Origin of the sequence: Teredinibacter franksiae (assembly GCF_014218805.1) — a bacterium.
GTDB lineage: Bacteria > Pseudomonadota > Gammaproteobacteria > Pseudomonadales > Cellvibrionaceae > Teredinibacter > Teredinibacter franksiae.
Genome location: NZ_JACJUV010000001.1, coordinates 673,700 through 692,009, shown reverse-complemented (window position 1 = coordinate 692,009; position 18,310 = coordinate 673,700). Strand labels below are relative to the sequence as shown.

Genomic DNA, 18,310 nt, shown 5'->3' with positions numbered 1-18,310 from the left:
AACGAATCGGACCAGAGCGCAGAAATGCAAGAGCTGTTGCTACTGCGCGACAAGATAGACGCGGTTGACGAAAAGATCGGTGAGTTAATCAGCGATCGCGCTCGTTGCGCCCAGGAAGTGGCGGTAATTAAAAAACGTTATTCCGGCGAAGATGTTGCGCATTTCTACCGTCCCGAGCGGGAAGCGCAAGTATTGCGCAAGGCCATGGAACGAAACCAAGGCCCGCTTCACGACGAAGAATACGCGCGTCTGTTTCGCGAAATTATGTCGGCGTGTTTAGCGTTAGAGTGCCCGGTAAAGGTTGCGTATCTTGGCCCAGAAGGAACCTATACCCAGCAGGCTGCGCTCAAACATTTTGGCCATTCTGCCAAAACCGTATCGCTTTCCGCTATCGATGAAGTGTTTCGCGAAGTAGCTTCCGGTGCTGCTCACTACGGCGTTGTACCCGTAGAAAATTCTACCGAAGGTGTGGTTACCCATACGCTCGACAACTTTTTAAACAGTAACGTAAAAATTTGTGGTGATGTGGTTTTACGTATACACCACCATTTTTTAGTGGCCGATGTAACACGGGTAGAGAATATTTCGCGCGTGTACTCCCACGCCCAGTCGTTGTCTCAGTGCCGTAAATGGCTCGACGTACATTTCCCCGGCGCCGAAAGAATTGCCGTTAACAGCAATTCAGAAGCGGCGCGTAGAGTAAAAGGCGAGTGGAATGCTGCTGCCATAGCCGGTGAAATTGCCGCAGATTTATACGACTTAAACAGCTACGCACAAAATATTGAAGACCAGCCCGACAACTCCACACGCTTTCTTATTATTGGTTCCGAGGATGTAGGGCCCAGTGGCGACGACAAAACATCGTTGGTGGTATCCACCCGCAACGAGCCGGGCGCCCTGCACGAGCTGCTCGAGCCGTTCCATCGGCACGGCATAGACCTCACGCGCGTTGAAACGCGCCCATCACCAACAGGCACATGGAATTACGTCTTTTTTATTGATTTCTCAGGCCACGTAACAGACTCAGTGGTTCAGGCGGCGCTTGCCGAAGTAGGGCAAAGAGTGTCAGACCTGAAAATTCTGGGCTCTTACCCTAAGGGCGTTCTTTAGTCGGTTTCCTATAACCGGATAACGTTATGACTGATATCGTTTGGCAAAATCTTGCCGTTACCAAACAAATGCGCGCGGAACTGAACGAACAGAAGCCCTGTTTAATATGGTTTACGGGGCTGAGTGGTTCGGGTAAATCGACTATCGCCAATGGCTTAGAGTGTGCGTTACATAAACGTGGGCAGCGCACTTATTTGCTAGACGGCGATAATGTACGCCATGGTTTAAATAAAGACCTTGGCTTTAGCAACAAAGACAGAGAAGAAAATATACGTCGTATCGGCGAGGCGTCGCGATTATTTGTTGATGCAGGGCTTATTGTATTAAGCGCTTTTATTTCGCCTTTCCGCTCCGACAGACAAATAGCACGCGATTTGTTCCCGCAGGGGGAGTTTGTTGAAATTCACATGTCCGCGCCGCTTAATATCTGTGAAGGTCGCGACCCGAAGGGTTTATATAAGCGTGCGAGAAAAGGTGAAATAAAACACTTTACGGGCATAGATTCACCCTACGAAGCACCACAAGCACCTGAGCTAACGTTAAATACAGAAGAAAAATCCGTTGCCGAATGTGTAGCCGATATTATTGAGTACCTGATTAGCCATGACCGAATTAAATAAAGTCGTAATTGTTGGTTTAGGCCTCATTGGCGGTAGTTTAGCCGCGGCTTTGAAGCAGTCGGGTGCTTGTCAAAAAGTCATTGGCGTTGCTCGCAGAGAGGAAACCTGTGAGCAGGCTATGGCAATGGGCATTGTCGACGAAGCCGTTACCGGCGTAGAGCAAATAGCCGGGCAGTTGGGGCGTAATGATATTATTTTTATTGCCGTGCCAACGCTTACCGTTGCCAAAATTCTGAACGAGCTAAAAGCGTGTGTTGGCCCCGAGGTTATTATTACCGACGGCGCCAGTGTAAAAGGCAGTGTTTTAATCGATGTGCAAAGTATTTACGGTAAATACCCCGCAAATTTTGTATTGGGTCACCCCATTGCCGGGTCGGAACAAAGTGGTGTAGAAGCTTCTAACCCCGACTTGTATCATAATCATCGCGTCATTCTCACGCCGGTACCAGAGAATAATGCCGATGCGGTCAAAGCCGTACGTTTCATGTGGGAACTGGTTGGGGCCGAAGTGCTGGAAATGGGGGTGCAAGACCACGATATTGTCTTGGCGGCTACCAGCCATTTACCCCACGTTATCGCTTTTTCGCTTGTCGATACCCTAGCCCACGACAGTCAAAATGAAAATATTTTTCGTTATGCGGCGGGCGGGTTTAAAGATTTTACGCGTATCGCCTCCAGCGACGCGATTATGTGGCGAGATATAATGCTCGCAAATAAAAAAAGCGTATTAGACGCTATTGATCTGTTTTCTTCCAACTTGGGGCGTTTGCGCGCGGCCATTGAAGAAGAGAATGCAACTGAAATTACCGGTGTTTTTACCCGCGCAAAATTTGCACGGGACCGATTCACCAAAATGCTAGAGCACTCCGCTTACCTTAAAACTATGCAGAACTCCGAAGAAAAAAATATTGTTTACACAGTGGCTCCCGGTGGAACCGTAAAAGGTCGTATTCGTGTCCCCGGCGATAAATCCATTTCCCATCGATCCATTATGTTGGGCTCCCTCGCAGAGGGTACCACCAACATTAAAGGCTTTCTGGAGGGCGAAGATGCACTGGCTACCCTGCAGGCATTCCGTGATATGGGCGTGGTAATCGAAGGCCCAGATAACGGCAGCGTTACCGTGCATGGCGTAGGCTTAAACGGGCTACAAAAGCCAACAGGGCCGCTGTACGTCGGTAACTCGGGCACCTCTATGCGCTTGCTCTCGGGCATACTCGCGGGGCAATCGTTCGACAGCGAGCTAACCGGCGATATTTCGCTAAGCAAGCGGCCGATGAACCGCGTGGCCAAGCCGCTAGGCGAAATGGGAGCCATAATTGGCACAGCCGAAGAAGGTCGTCCACCGTTAAAAATTCACGGCGGCGCAAACCTGAAGGGTATCCAGTACGATATGCCTATGGCCAGCGCACAGGTTAAATCTTGCCTGCTATTAGCAGGGCTGTATGCTCAAGGTGAAACCCGTGTTACCGAGCCGGCGCCCACGCGCGATCATACCGAACGTATGCTTCAGGGGTTTGGTTACGGGGTTGAGCGTCAAGGTAATGCTGTATCAGTGAAACCCGGCGGTAAGCTTACCGGAACCGATATTGATATTCCGGCGGACATTTCCTCGGCCACTTTCTATATGGTGGCCGCCGCTATATCGCCGGGGTCCGATATTACCCTTACCCACGTTGGCGTAAACCCAACGCGTATTGGTGTTATCAATATTCTCAAGCTTATGGGCGCAAACCTGTCGCTGCAGAATGAGCGCGAAGTGGGTGGCGAGCCCGTGGCCGATATCCGCGTGCAATACGCACCACTGAAAGGCATTCAAGTACCAGAAGACCAAGTGCCTCTGGCCATCGACGAATTCCCCGCTCTGTTAATAGCGGCTGCCTGTGCCGAAGGTAAAACCGTGGTTACCGGTGCCGAAGAGTTACGGGTGAAAGAAACCGACCGCATTCAAGCGATGGCCGATGGCTTGGCCAACCTTGGCATTGAGTGTGAATCCACACCCGACGGCATTATTGTTACCGGCGGCCAGCTTACGGGCGGCAAGGTCGAAAGCTTCCATGACCACCGCATTGCCATGTCGTTTACCATTGCTGGCCTGCGCGCTACCGGTGCGATTGAGGTGAACAATTGTGCAAACGTATCCACATCGTTCCCCAACTTTGTGGAGCTGGCGAAAAAGGTGGGAATAAGCTTAGACGTAAAAAGTTATTAAATTTATCGACTAAGCCGCTATAATCGCCGAAATTTTCTGAACACAAACAGATTTGTATTAGTCAGGGCTAATTTTAATGTCTACAGAATACAGCATGACTCACCTCAAGCAGCTTGAGGCAGAGAGCATTCACATCATTCGAGAAGTTGCCGCCGAATTCGATAATCCGGTAATGCTTTACTCCGTGGGTAAAGACTCCGCGGTAATGATGCACCTGGCCATGAAAGCCTTCGCGCCCGGAAAGCCGCCATTCCCCTTAATGCATGTGGATACCACCTGGAAATTTAAGGAAATGATCCAGTTTCGAGAGCAACGCATTAAAGACTTGGGTTGGGACTTAATTGTTCACATAAACCAAGACGGCGTAGACATGGGCGTTGGCCCCTTTACCCACGGCAGTGCAAAGCATACCGATATAATGAAAACCCAGGGGCTTAAGCAGGCACTGGACAAGCACGGTTTTGATGCGGCATTTGGTGGTGCCAGGCGCGACGAAGAAAAGTCTCGCGCAAAAGAGCGAGTGTATTCCTTCCGTGACAAGAACCACCGCTGGGACCCAAAAAGTCAGCGTCCAGAGTTATGGAACTTGTATAACGGCAAGGTCGATAAAGGTGAAAGTATTCGGGTATTCCCGCTGTCTAACTGGACAGAATTGGATATTTGGCAATACATTCATTTAGAAGGCATACCAATCGTACCGCTTTACTTTGCCGCCAAACGCCCAGTCGTAGAAAAAGACGGTGTGCTCATAATGGTAGACGACGAGCGTATGCCAATAGGCGAAAACGATAAAATTGAAGAAAAAATGGTGCGTTTCCGTACACTGGGTTGCTACCCACTTACCGGCGCCGTTGAATCTACAGCAACAACGCTACCGGAAATTATTCAGGAAATGCTGTTGACCAAAACATCGGAGCGCCAGGGCCGGGTCATCGACCACGATTCCTCCGGTTCCATGGAAAAGAAAAAGCAAGAAGGGTATTTTTAATATAAACGCGTAGCGTTGAGCGCCGGCACACCGCTTCTGGAGTCTGAAGCGGTCGCAAGCCCTCTTCTGGAAGACAGAAAACGCCTTTCTAGCAGGGCGCAGCCCGCACCAGAAGCGAAGCGCTCTAGCAGCCGCGTAGCGGCGCACCAAATTTCGGAGAAATTTTTTACCCATGTCCCATCAATCAGATTTAATTGAAACAGATATCGACGCCTACCTCGCGCAACACGAACACAAAGAGTTAATGCGTTTTCTTACCTGTGGCAGCGTGGATGACGGCAAATCAACATTAATTGGCCGTCTGTTGCACGACTCCAAAATGATTTATGAAGATCAGCTGGCAGCCGTTACCTCGGATTCCACGAAGCACGGCACTACTGGAGAGAAGGTAGATTTGGCGTTGTTGGTTGATGGACTGCAAGCCGAGCGTGAGCAAGGTATAACCATTGATGTGGCATACCGTTATTTCTCTACCGCCAAACGCAAATTTATTATTGCCGATACCCCAGGGCACGAGCAGTACACCCGTAACATGGCAACCGGTGCATCCACCTGCGATTTAGCCATTATTCTTATCGACGCCCGTTACGGCGTGCAAACCCAAACACGTCGTCATTCTTATATCGCATCGCTGTTGGGTATTAAGCATGTGGTAGTCGCCATTAATAAAATGGACTTGGTAGATTTCGACCAGAAGAAATTCGAAGAGATTAAAGCGGACTATCTACAGCTTTCAAAATCACTGAATGCGGCAGAACTCCACTTTGTGCCTATGTCGGCCCTAGAGGGCGACAATGTTGTGAATAAAAGTGAGCGCTCGCCTTGGTATAAAGGGCAGTCGCTAATGGAAATTCTTGAAACGGTCGTTATTGCAGAAGATAAAAACACGCAAGAATTTCGTTACCCCGTGCAATACGTTAACCGCCCGAACCTAGACTTTCGAGGTTTCTGTGGAACCGTTGCATCCGGTGTGGTGAAAAAAGGCGATGAAGTAAAAGTGTACCCGTCGGAAAAAACCAGCCGTATAAAATCGATAGTAACCTATGAGCAAGAACTGGAAAAAGCCTTCGTCGGCCAGTCGGTAACACTCACGCTGGAAACTGAAATCGACATTAGCCGTGGCGATATGCTGGTTCACGCAAATACAACCCCTACATTTTCAGACCGTATGCGCGCCCATTTAGTATGGATGTCTGAAACCGCATTAAAGCCCGGTAAGCAGTACTTCTTTAAGTTTGCTGGCAAGGTAACCCCCGGCAACGTGTCCGACATTGAATACCGTATAGACGTCAACACCTTCGACAAGTCCGAAGTAGAGGCAATGGATCTCAACGATATTGCAGTGGTAGATATTCAGCTAGAGCAAAAGGTTGTGGTAGACCCCTACCAACAAAACCGCGCAACCGGTGCCTTCATTATTATTGACCGCCTAAGCAACATAACGGTCGGTGCGGGTATGGTCATAGAAGCCCTGGAAGCCAAACAGCAGAATGCAGCGCAATATTCAGAGTTTGAACTAGAACTAAACACACTAGTCCGCAAACACTTCCCCCACTGGGAAGCAAAAAAGCTGTAAAACCCGCAACCGCAGCGAAGCGCCCCCAACCAAAGGCGCTCCGCTGCAAAACAACTCCCCCCATTTTTTTCAGAAGCGGCAAAGCAGCGCACCAGTAGGCCGAAGGCCGTACCGTTGTGCAGCAACCCCCACCATACCGTTGCAAAACAACCCCCTACCTCCCCTTATCCAGAAAAAACCTACACCCGGCGCCGTTTATTTCCTACAAACTTTATGTGCCAAGTCGGCAAGACAAAAAGCCGTTATTTTTTTAAAGTTCTCTCCGTGGCCAAGGGTCGCAAAATCAAGAATGAATTACTTAACCCATTCAGGAGATCGAAATGACAAATGGAACCGTTGTAAACGCAATTCAAAACCGCATTAGCCATAAGTTGTATAACGCCATGCTGGCTGTGGCCGTTATCTGCTTGCTCGTGGGCGCACCTTTTGGCACCGCGACAGCTGCAAAAGCAGAGGCTAAAAAGCCGGTTGCAGAAATGCCAGCCGCAAAGGTGAATATAAACAAGGCCGATGCCGCCACCATTGCCGAAGTATTGAACGGTGTTGGTTTAACAAAAGCAGAGGCTATAGTGGCTTACCGAAAAGCCAATGGTAAATTCAAGTCTGCCGAAGAGTTAACCGCTGTGAAGGGCATAGGTGAATCTACTATTGCTAAAAACAAAGCTAAGATAGTGCTCTAGCCACCAAGCTTATACTTAAACCTTATGCACCAGTCAGCCGTCGGTGCATCAACTCCCCCCCCCAAAAAACATTGCTCCATTAGCTCGCAAAGTTAACAGCCGCGTTATCATGTTTACCCCTCGCTAGAGCCACGCAGCGCATGCACCACTCGCGTTCAACTCGTGCTCAACCTGACTCATCACAGCAGCGAACCGCTCTAGAGGCCTACCTAGGGTGTAAATACCCAGGCTCCTTGCTTAAACCCACAAATGGATCCCCGTATTCGCGCACGGCTACTCGGGGAGAGAGTAAAATCCTCACACACCTCCCGTTCCGTCACGCTTGCGAATGCCGAAGCTTGGTGTTTCTGAAGCCTTGGTGGGCACCCACAAATGCACACCTGCGTTTGCGGGCATGGCCAAAAATTACGGCCAATTTGCACCCATACAATGCAAGCGTCGACCGTGCATAGGGTTTAGGGTAAGCGTCTAACATTATGCCTATTACGCGTACGCAAGTTAGGGCGGCCAGTATTAAACGGGAGCTTAAGCAGCGGCGGTTGTGGAGCAGCGCAAACGCACCCACAGAAGAACCCCCAAAGTTTTCCTCGAATGTCGTGTTCATTCATCGGCAAATTTTTCGATAGCCATGTAAAATACCGGCAGAATTGGAGATTGTTATATGAAAGATACTGGGCCGCGCCTATTGGTCGCGTTGGACTACAAAGATTCCGCTCAATGCCTGAGCCTTGTTGAGCAGTTAAACCCTGCGGACTGTCGCTTAAAAATCGGTAAGGAACTGTTTACGGCCTGCGGCCCATCAATCGTTGAGTCCGTACAAAAATTGGGCTTTGACGTATTTCTCGACCTTAAATTCCACGATATACCGAATACCGTTGCCGGTGCTGTTTCCTCCGCCGCTGCCTTGGGCGTGTGGATGGTGAATGTTCACGCACTAGGCGGCCAACGTATGATGGAAGCCGCGCGCGAAGCACTCCAACAGAGTCGGCAGGCGCCCCTGCTAATAGCGGTTACCGTACTAACCAGCATGGACGACGCCGATTTGCGCGGTCTAGGCATTGAAGATTCAGCCGAGCAGCTCGTTGCAAGGTTGGCGCAGTTGGCGAAAACCTCGGGCATGGATGGCGTTGTTAGTTCGGCTATGGAAGTGGCGGGTATGAAGCAAGCTTTGGGCAGTGCATTTCTGTCTATAACCCCAGGCATACGCCCGGCGTCAGCAGAAAAGGACGACCAGCGGCGAGTGGTAACGCCCGAGCAAGCAATGGCGAACGGCAGTGACTACATTGTCGTTGGCCGGCCAATTACCCAAGCAGAAAATCCAGCGCAAGCCTGTGCGGCTATAGCCAGCAGTATACGCATTTAAACAGGGGCTAAATGTAATGAACCAGCATATACCGGTTATCACCGTGGATGGCCCCAGTGGCTCGGGCAAGGGCACAATCTGCAAATTGCTTGCAGAAGCCACAGGCTATTCACTGCTAGACAGCGGGGCGCTGTATAGGCTTACCGCACTAGCGTGTATAAAAGCGGGTGTTAATACGGCTGACGAAAGCCAGGTTACGCAGCAAGCCCAGCAGCTACAAATAGAATTCAAAGTAACGCCTGCGCAGGTTTTAGTGTTACTGGCCGGGCAAGACGTAACCCAGGCGATACGCGAAGAAGTAGTCGGCATGACAGCATCCACCGTGGCGGCCTACCCCGCAGTGCGAGAGGCCTTATTGCAGCGCCAGCGAAATTTCCAGCAGGCACCGGGGCTTGTTGCCGATGGTCGCGATATGGGCACCGTAGTATTCCCCGCGGCACCGCTTAAAATATTTCTTACCGCTAGCGCCGAAGAACGTGCACGGCGAAGAGTGAAGCAATTGGAAGAGGCGGGGGTAAAAGGCGTAAACTCAGAAAAAATCCTACAAGACATTCAAGCCCGAGACGAGCGCGACCAAAACCGAAGTGCCGCCCCCTTAATACCCGCAGCAGATGCGCTAGTGTTGGATAGCACTCAAATGTCTATAACCGAAGTGCATAACAGTATAATGGCTGAAGCTAAAAGCCGAAAACTCTTAGCCGCTGGAGAAAACTAATGTTGGCAAAGCTCGCCCGATTAATTCGAAATTTATTCGTAGTTATATGGTTAGTGGTTGTGTTAACCATTGGTGGTTGGGTAGCCTTCTACAACTCCGAATATGTAAGCATAAATTTATTTGGCTTTAACCTACCTGAATTTAGCATTGGCTTCTATCTTTGCATTACCTTTGCTACAGGTGTTGTTATTGGCTGGTTTGGTACCTGGCTTTTAGCTCGCGCCAAACTTTTTTCTCGCCAGCGAGAGCTAGGTAAAGCACGTAAAGAAATGGAAAAGTTACGCACCGCACAAATGCTGGAGCAATAACCCATGACGGGCGGTTTGGTTTTTGGTCTTTTCTTTATCGCGTTGGCCACAGGTTACGGGCTTGCCTACCTGCAATTTCGATTTAAGCATAAATCGCGCACCGGCTCGGGGGGCTTTACCCGCAAACCTTATTATCAAGGCTTAAATCACCTCCTAAACGATGACCCCGATGCCGCCATCGATTCTTTTATATCCGCGCTAGACGTTAACAGTGAAACGTTAGAAACCCACCTAGCGCTCGCCAACCTATTGCGAAAAAAAGGTGAAACCGCCCAGGCTATTCGTATTCACCAAAATTTACTGGCACGGCCTAGCCTGAGTAAACAGCAGGTACATTTAGCACAGCTAGAGTTGGCTATAGATTTTTTACGTTCCGGGTTATTAGACCGAGCCGAAACCCTCTTTAAAGAGCTGGCGGATGTTAGCGGCTTAGACAAAAATATTCGCGAGAAAGCACTATCGTATTTATTGGAAGTGTATCAAGACACCAAAGAATGGCTGCCGGCCATTGACGTAGCCGACCGGTTAACCACGCAAAAATTCAGTACCGCGCCCGACAAATGGCGCGAGACACAAGCACAGTTTAGTTGCGAGCTAGCCGAAGAAGCGTTGAATCAAAATGAACTTACCGAAGCGCGCCGATTGGTGCGCAATGCGTTGCGTTACGACAAAGGCTGCGTAAGGGCTAGCTTGCTGCAAGCAAAAATTGAGCTGCAAGACGATTCCCCAGCCGTTGCATTAGCGGTACTGAGAAAAGTACCCAGGCAAAACCCCAGGTTCGTATCGGAAGCACTGCCGCTTATCTACGACAGCTTTCACAACCTAGATAGCGCTGTTGAAATGACAGCGTTATTTCGCGATATATACAATGAAAACAAAAGTCTGCCCGCGCTTAACTACCTAGCAAAAGCCATTGCCGAAGAGCAGGGCGAAGACGTAGTTGTCGATTTCCTACTTCACGAACTACCTGACTTCCCGCAAATGGAAGCCGCAGGCGAACTGCTAGAAGTGGTATCCAACAACACCTCACAATGGGTAGGCTTCAACTACAACACCATAAAAGGCGTACTCGAAAAGCTCACCCACGACAAACTGCAATACGAATGCTCCGATTGCGGTTTTCGCGGTGAACAACTCCATTGGTTGTGCCCCAAATGCAAAACCTGGAGCACCATCGCAGCGAGATGAAGGGGGAGGGGAGTTGCTTCGCAACGGAGCGCCTTCGGCTTCTGGAGCGGCCTTCGCCCTGCTGGAACGCTTCGCTCTGGTGCGCGGCTTGGCCGCTTCTAGTAAAAGGGAGAGTTACTTTGCGATACGGCGAAGTCTCTCGCCTACCAGAAGCCGCACCAGCAGCGCAGCGCACCGCACCGTTGCGCAGCGACTCCCACAGGGCGCAGCCCGCTTCAGAAGCCGAAGGTGTTCCAGAAGCGAAGCGTACCGTTGCGCAGTGACTCTCCCCCCTAAAACCGCTTGAGATTTGTTCAATAAACTGTTACCGTCGCGCCCCTCGAAATCCGCCATAGATGCTCCGATGCCAGACGTGGAGCGCTTATGGTATTCAAAAACAGACCCGTATACTGGCAATACGGCATTCATATATAGGTAATGGAATGAGCGAAAGCTTTGCAGAACTCTTTGAAGAGAGTTTACAAACCATCGACATGGTGCCCGGCACCATCGTAACTGGCGTAGTAATCGATATTGATCAGGACTGGGTAACAGTTCACGCCGGCCTCAAGTCCGAAGGCGTTATCGCCGCCGAACAATTTTTCAACGAAAAAGGTGAACTTACACTCGTAATTGGTGATGAAGTTCAGGTAGCCCTAGAAACCGTAGAAGACGGTTTCGGTGAAACCCGCCTGTCTCGTGAAAAAGCCAAGCGTGCAGAATCTTGGAAGGTACTGGAAGCTGCTCACGAAAACGAAGAAGTTATTACCGGTATTATTAACGGCAAGGTTAAAGGTGGATTCACCGTAGACGTTGCTGGCATTCGTGCCTTCCTGCCAGGTTCATTGGTAGACGTACGCCCTGTACGCGAAACCACTCACCTGGAAGGTAAAGAGCTAGAATTTAAAGTTATCAAGCTAGACCAAAAGCGCAACAACGTGGTTGTATCTCGTCGTGCGGTTATGGAGCAAGCCAACACAGAAGAGCGTGATGAGCTGCTGGCAACCCTGCAAGAAGGTCAGTCTGTTAAAGGTATCGTTAAGAACCTTACCGATTACGGTGCCTTCGTTGACCTGGGCGGCGTAGACGGCCTGCTACACATCACCGACATGGCCTGGAAGCGTATCAAGCACCCAAGCGAAATTGTTGCCGTTGGTGACGAAATAGACGTTAAAGTGCTTAAGTTTGACCGTGAGCGCAACCGTGTATCTCTGGGCCTTAAGCAATTGGGTGAAGATCCATGGGCAGCAATTACCCAGCGTTACCCAGAAGGCGCCAAAGTTAAAGCCACCATCACCAACCTTACCGACTACGGCTGCTTTGCCGAAATTGAAGAGGGCGTTGAAGGTTTGGTACACGTTTCCGAAATGGATTGGACCAACAAAAACATCCACCCAAGCAAGGTTGTAAACCTGGGCGACGAAGTGGAAGTAATGATTCTGGATATCGACGAAGAGCGTCGTCGTATTTCCTTGGGCATCAAGCAGTGTCAAGAAAACCCATGGGATGCCTTCAGCAACCAGTTTGCCAAAGGCGACAAAATCTCCGGTAAAATCAAGTCCATCACCGACTTCGGTATCTTTATCGGCCTAGACGGCGGCATAGACGGCCTGGTTCACCTGTCCGACATCAGCTGGAACGAAGCTGGCGAAGAAGCTGTACGCAAGTACAAAAAAGGTGACGAGCTAGAAACCGTTGTACTGGCAATAGACCCAGAGCGCGAGCGTATCTCCCTAGGCATTAAGCAGCTAGACGAAGATCCGTTCTCCGTATATGTGGCCACTAACGACAAAGGCACCATCATTAACGGCGTTATTAAGTCTGTAGACGCGAAAGAAGCGATCGTCACCTTGGCCGACGATGTTGAAGCCACACTGAAAGCCTCTGAAATCAGCCGCGACAAGGTAGAAGATGCCCGAAACGTACTGAAAGAAGGCGAAGCAGTTGAAGCCAAAATCACCAACGTTGATCGTAAAAACCGCACTATCATGTTGAGTATCAAGTCCAAAGATACCGACGATGAAAAGCAAGCGATCAAAGAGCACAGCACCAAAGCCGCCGAGCAAGCTGCTCCAGCGACCATTGGTGACCTGATCAAGGCCGAAATGAAAAGTAAGGGCTAAACCGCAAAACGCGTTTTTCCTTTAGTTAAATAAAAACGGTGCTCCCGAAAGGGAGCACCGTTTTTTTATTCCAGGTGAGCAGCGTTTCGCCGTTGTATGGAAATACCCTGCCTAAAAAGTTATCGTACTCGCATCCACGCGCCGCCCCCGTAATCCTCGCGCTACCCACGTCATTCTCGCGCTAAGCGTGTCATCCCCGCGCCGCCCCGTCATCCTCGCGCCGCCCCGTCATCCTCGCGAACGCGGGGATCCATGCTTCAGTGCGGCCCCAACCTTAAAAAATACTGGATCCCCGCATTCACGAGGAAGACGACCAGCAAAAAACGTGGGTACGACAAGCATTCTCCGCACCGCACTCGGCCACCCCCGTCATCCCCGCGCCGCCCCCGTCATCCTCGCGCCGCCCCCGACACCCACGCGCCGCCCCCGTCATCCTCGCGAACGCGGGGATCCATGCTCCAGTGCGGCACCAACCTTAAAAAATACTGGATCCCCGCATTCGCGAGGAAGACGAGCAATAAAAAACGTGGGTACGACAAGCATTCCCCGCGCCGCACCCGGCCACCCCCGCGTTACCCTCGTCATCCCCGCGCCGCTCCCGGCCACCCCCGCGCCGCTCCCGACACCCACGCGCCGCTCCCGACACCCACGCGCCGCTCCCGACACCCACGCGCCGCTCCCGACACCCACGCGCCGCTCCCGACACTCACGCGCCGCCGCCGTCATCCTCGCGAACGCGGGGATCCATGCTCCAGCGTGTCACCAACCTTCGAAAATACTGGATCCCCGCATTCACGAGGAAGACGACCAGCAAAAAACGTGGGTACGACAAGTATTCCCCGCGCCGCACCCGGCCACCCCCGCGTTACCCTCGTCATCCCCGCGCCGCACCCGGCCACCCCCGCGTTACCCTCGTCATCCCCGCGCCGCACCCGGCCACCCCCGCGTTACCCTCGTCATCCCCGCGCCGCACCCGGCCACCCCCGCGTTACCCTCGTCATCCCCGCGCCGCACCCGGCCACCCCCGCGCCGCCCCCATCATCCCCGCGCCACCCCCGCAATCCCGCCATCCACGCGCCACCCCCGCCATCCCCGCGAACGCGGGGACCCATGCTTCAGTGCGGCCCCAACCTTAAAAAATACTGGATCCCCGCATTCACGAGGAAGACGACCAGCAAAAAACGTGGGTACGACAAGTATTCCCCGCGCCGCTCCCGGCCACCCCCGCAATCCACGCAATCCCGCCATCCACGCGCCACCCCCGTCATCCTCGCGAACGCGGGGATCCATGCTCCAGCGTGTCACCAACCTTCGAAAATACTGGATCCCCGCATTCGCGAGGAAGGCGACAAGAAAAAAACGTGGGTACGACAAGTATTGCCATCAGTGAAAATCGATGTAGAGTCTATACCAAAGCCAAGCAGGTCAAAAAAACGCCATGGAACGTAAAATCAATACTAAAAAAGAAAGGATGCATAATGGAAAAACACCCAACCGTCTATATCCTCACCAACAAGCGTCACGGTACGCTCTACGTGGGCGTTTCATCAAACGTGGTTAAGCGAGTATGGCAGCACAAGGAGCACCTGATTCAGGGCTTCACCAAACGGTACGGCCTATCAACACTGGTTTATATTGAGCAATTCGAGGATATGACCGGCGCTATTTCGCGAGAGAAACAATTAAAAAAGTGGAATAGAGCGTGGAAGATAGAATTGATAGAAAGTGAAAATCCCAACTGGCTGGATTTGTACCCAAATTTACTTTAGCGGTTACCCAGTAAAAAAACCAACACCCACTACACGCCCTCCTGACACCTTGCCCGGTTATTCACAATAAATTCCACCGAGGTTATACCGTCGTCCTCGCGAACGCGGGGACCCACGTTTGAGCAGGGCGAATGAACCCGTAAACACTAGATTCCCGCATACGCGAGAACGACATTCCACCGAGGTTATACCGTCGTCCTCGCGAACGCGGGGATCCATGTTTGAGCAGAGCGAATGAGCCCGTAAACACTAGATTCCCGCATGCGCGAGAACGATATTCCACCGAGGTTATACCGTCGTCCTCGCGAACGCGGGGATCCACGTTTGAGCAGAGCGAATGAACCCGTAAACACTAGATTCCCGCATACGCGAGAACGGCATTCCACCGAGGTTATACCGTCGTCCTCGCGAACGCGGGGACCCACGCTTGAGCAGAGCGAATGAACCCGTAAACACTAGATTCCCGCATACGCGAGAACGACATTCCACCGAGGTTATACCGTCGTCCTCGCGAACGCGGGGACCCATGTTTGAGCAGAGCGAATGAACCCGTAAACACTAGATTCCCGCATGCGCGAGAACGACATTCCACCGAAGTTATACCGTCGTCCTCGCGAACGCAGTGACCCATGTTTTAGCAGAGCGAATGAACCCGTAAACACTAGATCCCCGCATGCGCGAGAACGACATTCCACCGGGGTTATACCGTCGTCCTCGCGAACGCGGGGATCCATGTTTGAGCAGAGCGAATGAACCCGTAAACACTACATTCCCGCATACGCGAGAACGATATTCCACCGAGGTTATACCGTCGTCCTCGCGAACGCAGTGACCCACGTTTGAGCAGAGCGAATGAACCCGTAAACACTAGATCCCCGCATGCGCGAGAACGACATTCCACCGAGGTTATACCGTCGTCCTCGCGAACGCGGGGACCCAGTGTTTTCCGGCTCTCGCACCATATTTAAACATGGGGCCCTGCGTTGGGAAGGATGGCCCCGGTTTAAAGTGGAGGAATAACGCTATACGTCTCACCCGCCAACACCTAAGTGCCCATTCTGCTTTTTTACCGGGCACAGTAGTGCACGTACGCGGTGACCCACGCTTGAGCAGAGCGAATGAACCCGTAAACACTAGATTCCCGCATACGCGAGAACGACATTCCACCGAGGTTATACCGTCGTCCTCGCGAACGCGGGGACCCATGTTTGAGCAGAGCGAATGAACCCGTAAACACTAGATTCCCTCATACGCGAGAACGACGATAGTTGGCTGCTGGATTATTGTCAGACAGCAACTCTCCTCCAAAAGGCCAAAGGCCGCACCAGCAGGCTGAAGGCCGAACCGTTGCGAAGCAACTCCCCCCCACCACAACAAAAACTGGCGAATACCCAGTTTTTGTTGTATAAACAATAACTTGCACCCATAATTGTAATAATTGCATGCAGTTATTACCCTAACGCAATGATATAAACCGTATTTTGGATGAATATCAAAGCCAACACATTTAACACAGCTAACCTCTCGCCTATGACCAAGTCAGAGCTGATAGAGCGAATTGCAGAACGCCAAGACCAACTGTCGGCTAAAGACATAGAGTTGGCCGTTAAGCTGATCATCGAATATATGTCCCAATGCCTCGCCAACGGCGATCGCATTGAAATCCGTGGTTTCGGCAGTTTCTCCCTTCATTACCGCGCCCCACGCATTGGCCGCAACCCAAAAACCGGTGAATCTGTAGAGCTGGCAGGTAAATACGTACCCCACTTTAAACCCGGCAAAGAAATGCGCGACCGCGTAAACGAAAGCCTGCAAACCAACCCATAGTTCCAAGCAGGCCCACTAACCCCGCACCCCCGCAAAACAACTCTCTTTTTTCTAGAAGCGGCAAACCCGCGCACCAGCAGGCAAAGCCCGCACCAGAAGCCGAAGGCGCTCCAGAAGCGCACCGCACCGTCGCGTAGCGACTCATTAAAGCCCAATTTTTAAACAATTGTTTAACCCCCACTAAAAAAACCAATAAACAAAGTAAGTAATTACAATTTCCTGCAGCAATTCGGTGGTAACTTCCGATATAATCCGCCCCGTTATGTGAAACAGAACACAATGCTAGGAAGCTTAAAACCGCATATGCCAACCCAGAATGCCCAAACACAGCAAATTGTTCCTGTAATACTCTCTGGTGGTAGCGGCACAAGGCTTTGGCCCAAGTCTAGAAAAGCCTACCCAAAACAACTTCACAGGTTATACGGTGAGTTCACCATGCTTCAGCACACCGTGAAGCGTGTAAGCCAATATGAAGCGCCAATAGTCGTGTGTAATGACGACCAGCGCTTTATGGTGGCAGACCAACTCACCGAAGTGTGTAACAGCAAAGCCCATATTCTATTAGAGCCAGCCGCGCGTAACACCGCACCCGCTATAGCCGCAGCGGCACATTACGCCCTGCAACAATACGAAAACCCCATACTGGTTGTATTAGCGGCAGACCACCTGATAAAAAACATAAACGCATTCCACACCGCGCTAGAACACGCCATTAACGCTGCCCAGCAAAACAAATTGGTAGCCTTTGGCGTAGTGCCCAGCAAGCCCGAAACCGGTTACGGCTACATTCAAGCACAAGGCACTTCTGGCCCCGATGGTTGTGCAATTGCACAGTTTGTAGAAAAGCCCAACCTCGAAACCGCCGAGCAATACCTAGCGGCAGGTAACTACACCTGGAACAGCGGTATGTTTGTGTTTGGCGCCAAAAAATTTTTAGAAGAATTGGCCGCCAGCGGTGGAGCATGGATAAACCACTGCACGCAATCAGTAGAAAAAGCCGACAAAGATTTAGACTTCGTTCGCTTAGAGCAAAAAAACTTTGCCGCCTGCGAAAGTATATCGGTAGATTACGCGGTAATGGAAAAAACCAACAAAGCATGGGTAGTACCGTTGGATGCCGGTTGGAGCGATTTAGGCAGCTGGGAATCCTTATGGGAAGCCAGCGAAAAAGACGACAACGGCAATGCAATATTGGGCGACGCATTTGTAAAGAACTGTAAAAATAGTCTCATTCACTCACAAGAAAAGTTAGTGGCCGCTATAGGCCTTAATAATGTCGCTATAATAGAAAGCGATGATGCCGTACTGGTGGTTAACCGCGAAACCACGCAAGATGTTAAACATGTGGTGGACTGGCTAAAAACACAAAACCGAACAGAATTCTTGCACCATCGCCAAGTGCATCGCCCCTGGGGGGCCTTCGACTCCTTAGGCATGGGCAGCCGCTATCAAGTTAAGCGAATAGAAGTAAAACCCGGTGCGAGTATTTCATTACAAATGCATCACCACAGGGCTGAACATTGGATAGTGGTAGAGGGAACGGCACTGGTTCAAAAGGGCGAAGAAGAAGTACTGCTTACCGAGAATGAATCCATATACATCCCCTTGGGCCAAAAGCACCGCCTACATAACCCCGGCAAAGTAACGCTGCAACTAATAGAAGTGCAAAGCGGCAGCTATTTAGGCGAAGACGACATAGTACGCTTTAGCGACTCCTACGGAAGGGTTGAGCAGGTAGCACCCGCCGAAATGCAAACTAAAAACGAATTAAAAGACTAGTTAAGCGCTCAACTAAAGCTCAGCTAACAGTAACTGAAAGACTAATCCAAAGACTAATCCAAAGACTAATCCA

General features: G+C 51.1%; 15 protein-coding genes. All 15 read left to right on the top strand.

Annotated features, from left to right (window positions below; translation table 11 throughout):
• The first annotated feature begins 24 nt into the window (after positions 1-24).
• The 15 genes from pheA to H5336_RS02640 all read left to right on the top strand — a co-directional run bounded on the left by pheA (position 25) and on the right by H5336_RS02640 (position 18,237).
• A complete protein-coding gene (pheA, locus tag H5336_RS02710) occupies positions 25-1,110 on the top strand; it encodes a prephenate dehydratase (RefSeq protein ID WP_185235603.1) in 1,086 nt (361 codons plus the stop codon).
• Positions 1,111-1,136: 26 nt separating this feature from the next.
• On the top strand, positions 1,137-1,730 hold the full coding sequence (gene cysC, locus H5336_RS02705) for an adenylyl-sulfate kinase (RefSeq protein ID WP_185231193.1): 594 nt from the start codon (positions 1,137-1,139) through the stop codon (positions 1,728-1,730).
• Entirely contained in the window at positions 1,714-3,942 is a 2,229-nt protein-coding gene (locus tag H5336_RS02700) for a bifunctional prephenate dehydrogenase/3-phosphoshikimate 1-carboxyvinyltransferase (RefSeq protein ID WP_185231191.1), read from the top strand. The genes cysC and H5336_RS02700 overlap by 17 nt, the downstream gene beginning before the upstream one ends.
• 76 nt (positions 3,943-4,018) lie before the next feature.
• Positions 4,019-4,930, top strand: a complete 912-nt coding sequence (cysD, locus tag H5336_RS02695) for a sulfate adenylyltransferase subunit CysD (protein WP_185231189.1) — start codon at positions 4,019-4,021, stop codon at positions 4,928-4,930.
• 172 nt (positions 4,931-5,102) lie between these two features.
• Positions 5,103-6,506, top strand: a complete 1,404-nt coding sequence (gene cysN / locus H5336_RS02690) for a sulfate adenylyltransferase subunit CysN (RefSeq protein ID WP_185231187.1) — start codon at positions 5,103-5,105, stop codon at positions 6,504-6,506.
• Between the two features lie 320 nt (positions 6,507-6,826).
• Positions 6,827-7,186 carry a ComEA family DNA-binding protein gene (locus tag H5336_RS02685; RefSeq protein ID WP_221627971.1) on the top strand — a complete coding sequence of 120 codons (360 nt, stop codon included), beginning with the start codon at positions 6,827-6,829 and terminating at the stop codon, positions 7,184-7,186.
• A gap of 661 nt (positions 7,187-7,847) precedes the next feature.
• The gene (pyrF, locus tag H5336_RS02680) at positions 7,848-8,549 is read left to right on the top strand and encodes an orotidine-5'-phosphate decarboxylase (protein ID WP_185231185.1); all 702 of its coding nucleotides are present in this window, start codon (positions 7,848-7,850) and stop codon (positions 8,547-8,549) included.
• 16 nt (positions 8,550-8,565) lie between these two features.
• On the top strand, positions 8,566-9,264 hold the full coding sequence (gene cmk / locus H5336_RS02675) for a (d)CMP kinase (protein ID WP_185231183.1): 699 nt from the start codon (positions 8,566-8,568) through the stop codon (positions 9,262-9,264).
• The gene (locus H5336_RS02670) at positions 9,264-9,572 is read left to right on the top strand and encodes a LapA family protein (protein WP_185231181.1); all 309 of its coding nucleotides are present in this window, start codon (positions 9,264-9,266) and stop codon (positions 9,570-9,572) included. Before cmk ends, H5336_RS02670 begins: the two co-directional genes overlap by 1 nt.
• 3 nt (positions 9,573-9,575) lie before the next feature.
• Positions 9,576-10,760: a lipopolysaccharide assembly protein LapB gene (lapB, locus tag H5336_RS02665; protein WP_185231179.1), complete on the top strand. Its 1,185-nt coding sequence runs from the start codon at positions 9,576-9,578 to the stop codon at positions 10,758-10,760.
• A gap of 119 nt (positions 10,761-10,879) precedes the next feature.
• Positions 10,880-11,023: a hypothetical protein gene (locus H5336_RS02660; protein ID WP_185231177.1), complete on the top strand. Its 144-nt coding sequence runs from the start codon at positions 10,880-10,882 to the stop codon at positions 11,021-11,023.
• 159 nt (positions 11,024-11,182) lie between these two features.
• On the top strand, positions 11,183-12,862 hold the full coding sequence (gene rpsA / locus H5336_RS02655; RefSeq protein ID WP_185231175.1) for a 30S ribosomal protein S1: 1,680 nt from the start codon (positions 11,183-11,185) through the stop codon (positions 12,860-12,862).
• A 1,478-nt stretch (positions 12,863-14,340) separates the two neighbouring features.
• Positions 14,341-14,631: a GIY-YIG nuclease family protein gene (locus H5336_RS02650; RefSeq protein ID WP_185231173.1), complete on the top strand. Its 291-nt coding sequence runs from the start codon at positions 14,341-14,343 to the stop codon at positions 14,629-14,631.
• A gap of 1,530 nt (positions 14,632-16,161) precedes the next feature.
• Positions 16,162-16,458 carry an integration host factor subunit beta gene (ihfB, locus tag H5336_RS02645; RefSeq protein WP_185231171.1) on the top strand — a complete coding sequence of 99 codons (297 nt, stop codon included), beginning with the start codon at positions 16,162-16,164 and terminating at the stop codon, positions 16,456-16,458.
• Positions 16,459-16,737: 279 nt separating this feature from the next.
• On the top strand, positions 16,738-18,237 hold the full coding sequence (locus H5336_RS02640; protein WP_246439005.1) for a mannose-1-phosphate guanylyltransferase/mannose-6-phosphate isomerase: 1,500 nt from the start codon (positions 16,738-16,740) through the stop codon (positions 18,235-18,237).
• Positions 18,238-18,310 lie beyond the last annotated feature (73 nt).

What these genes read in the sequence shown, in the direction of transcription:
- pheA (WP_185235603.1), top strand. Translation starts at nt 25, where the DNA reads ATGCAAGAGCTGTTGCTACTGCGCGACAAGATAGACGCGGTTGACGAA.
- cysC (WP_185231193.1), top strand. Translation starts at nt 1,137, where the DNA reads ATGACTGATATCGTTTGGCAAAATCTTGCCGTTACCAAACAAATGCGC.
- H5336_RS02700 (WP_185231191.1), top strand. Translation starts at nt 1,714, where the DNA reads ATGACCGAATTAAATAAAGTCGTAATTGTTGGTTTAGGCCTCATTGGC.
- cysD (WP_185231189.1), top strand. Translation starts at nt 4,019, where the DNA reads ATGTCTACAGAATACAGCATGACTCACCTCAAGCAGCTTGAGGCAGAG.
- cysN (WP_185231187.1), top strand. Translation starts at nt 5,103, where the DNA reads ATGTCCCATCAATCAGATTTAATTGAAACAGATATCGACGCCTACCTC.
- H5336_RS02685 (WP_221627971.1), top strand. Translation starts at nt 6,827, where the DNA reads ATGACAAATGGAACCGTTGTAAACGCAATTCAAAACCGCATTAGCCAT.
- pyrF (WP_185231185.1), top strand. Translation starts at nt 7,848, where the DNA reads ATGAAAGATACTGGGCCGCGCCTATTGGTCGCGTTGGACTACAAAGAT.
- cmk (WP_185231183.1), top strand. Translation starts at nt 8,566, where the DNA reads ATGAACCAGCATATACCGGTTATCACCGTGGATGGCCCCAGTGGCTCG.
- H5336_RS02670 (WP_185231181.1), top strand. Translation starts at nt 9,264, where the DNA reads ATGTTGGCAAAGCTCGCCCGATTAATTCGAAATTTATTCGTAGTTATA.
- lapB (WP_185231179.1), top strand. Translation starts at nt 9,576, where the DNA reads ATGACGGGCGGTTTGGTTTTTGGTCTTTTCTTTATCGCGTTGGCCACA.
- rpsA (WP_185231175.1), top strand. Translation starts at nt 11,183, where the DNA reads ATGAGCGAAAGCTTTGCAGAACTCTTTGAAGAGAGTTTACAAACCATC.
- H5336_RS02650 (WP_185231173.1), top strand. Translation starts at nt 14,341, where the DNA reads ATGGAAAAACACCCAACCGTCTATATCCTCACCAACAAGCGTCACGGT.
- ihfB (WP_185231171.1), top strand. Translation starts at nt 16,162, where the DNA reads ATGACCAAGTCAGAGCTGATAGAGCGAATTGCAGAACGCCAAGACCAA.
- H5336_RS02640 (WP_246439005.1), top strand. Translation starts at nt 16,738, where the DNA reads ATGCTAGGAAGCTTAAAACCGCATATGCCAACCCAGAATGCCCAAACA.